At 41.0% G+C, this 1,531-nt stretch carries 2 protein-coding genes; both read right to left on the bottom strand.

Annotated features, from left to right (window positions below; genetic code table 11):
* A partial coding sequence (locus tag ACF91D_RS30195) for a relaxase/mobilization nuclease domain-containing protein (RefSeq protein ID WP_392438425.1) occupies positions 1-960 on the bottom strand: 960 nt, incomplete at its 3' end.
* Complete coding sequence (locus ACF91D_RS30190) at positions 942-1,304, bottom strand: plasmid mobilization protein (RefSeq protein WP_277582441.1); 363 nt, start codon at positions 1,302-1,304, stop codon at positions 942-944. The genes ACF91D_RS30190 and ACF91D_RS30195, both read right to left, overlap by 19 nt.
* Between the last annotated feature and the right edge of the window lie 227 nt (positions 1,305-1,531).

Genomic DNA, 1,531 nt, shown 5'->3' with positions numbered 1-1,531 from the left:
CTTACTAATTGTTGGTTCTGATTCGATCTGTTTTGCTCTCGCTGCTCGAGCTCGATCATCCTGTTCCCGAGCTTCACGTTCTGCTCTTTCAGCTCGTTCGCGATGTTTGCGTTCATCGAGTTGGTCGTCGGTTGACTGTTCGAAACCTTCCCAATCAAATTCTGTTCCAGATGATCTATGCGTTGATTGATCTTTTGGAGTTCGTTCAGGAGCTGTTCGTTCTGATTCGTACTTTGTGCGTCTCCGTTGTTTCTCGGACTCAAAGCCATCAATAATCCCTCCTTTATCATAAATATCGCCTAACTTACTGCCTCTTACTTTTTTATCTACTTCAATGTGTCTGTAAGTGATGGTTTTATCGGTCACACGTTCGACAGTGATGCCTTTTGGAAGTAATTGTTCTTTGAAACTGTCCATATCTGTTGCTTGTGTTTCATCAATGGCCATTCGGACTTCGTTTTTCCAAGATTTTTTTCCTTTATCAATCAGGTTTTGTTCAGCTTGTGTATAGCGTAATTCTGATGTCGGTTCTGGAATGGATAAACCATGGTTTAAACAAACTTCATCGTTCGCTTTACGTAGGTCACGTAAAGCTTGTTTATCGTTATTAAATTTCTTACCTGTTTCTAAATTCACGGCATTGATAACGATATGATTGTGAATATGGTCCGTATCACTATGTGTGTAGATGGCCACTTGATGCTCGGGTACCATTTTTTCGGCTAATTCTAAACCGAGTGCATTACATTGTTCCGGTGTGACTTCACCTGGTTTGAATGACTGAATAATCACATGGCCTTGGTTGCCATCTGTTTTACCGTAAACTTCACGAGAAGCTTTAAAGGAACTTTTTGCGTATTCGACATCACAATTTAAACCACTTTTTTCTTCCGCACGTTTTTCGGCATAGTTAATGGCCCGTGACGTTGATTTGGTAGAACTTATTTTAGTTGTTGCCATATGTGATTCAACTCTTTACGCATGATGGCGATATCTTGTTGCATCAATTTTATATTTGCACGTTCGCCATAAGTATTTAAAGCTTTAGCGATTTGGTTTAAGTTGCTACCCAACTTACCCATATCTTTGGCCATCGATTGTCGCGTCTCTTTGTCTAATTTGGGCGCGACCAATCGAGTGCCTTGTGCCTTGTTTTTAACAAACGAAGGCACACTCATATTCAAAGTTTCAGCCGATGCCTGTAACTTTGAATATTCGAATTCGCTCACACGAAAACTAATTTGTTTCGGTTCCTTGCGGTCGGGATTTTGGTTTTTCCCGACAGCTTCGTTCCCTTCAGTCATTGGTTTACGTTCGCTCACAATCCCACCTCGCTTTCTAACGAAAGACACGTTGTTCCGTTGATTGTATTATAACATAATACAATCTTCCTCACATCGCTTAAGAGGTTTGGCAAGCAATGGGAATGCTAGCCACTTTGTGCCTAGATACCCTGCTTGTTGGTGGATGAATCCCCCAAGCCCCCTGTGATTTTTTCTGTGAAAAAATAGCAAATACTCATGAGTATTTG

It is taken from the genome of Staphylococcus sp. 231237_7MaSpsaltlick, assembly GCF_043107035.1.
The sequence above is the reverse complement of the archived record's forward strand: the minus strand, read 5'-3'. Positions and strand labels throughout refer to the sequence as shown.

What these genes read in the sequence shown, in the direction of transcription:
- ACF91D_RS30190 (WP_277582441.1), bottom strand. Translation starts at nt 1,304, where the DNA reads ATGACTGAAGGGAACGAAGCTGTCGGGAAAAACCAAAATCCCGACCGC.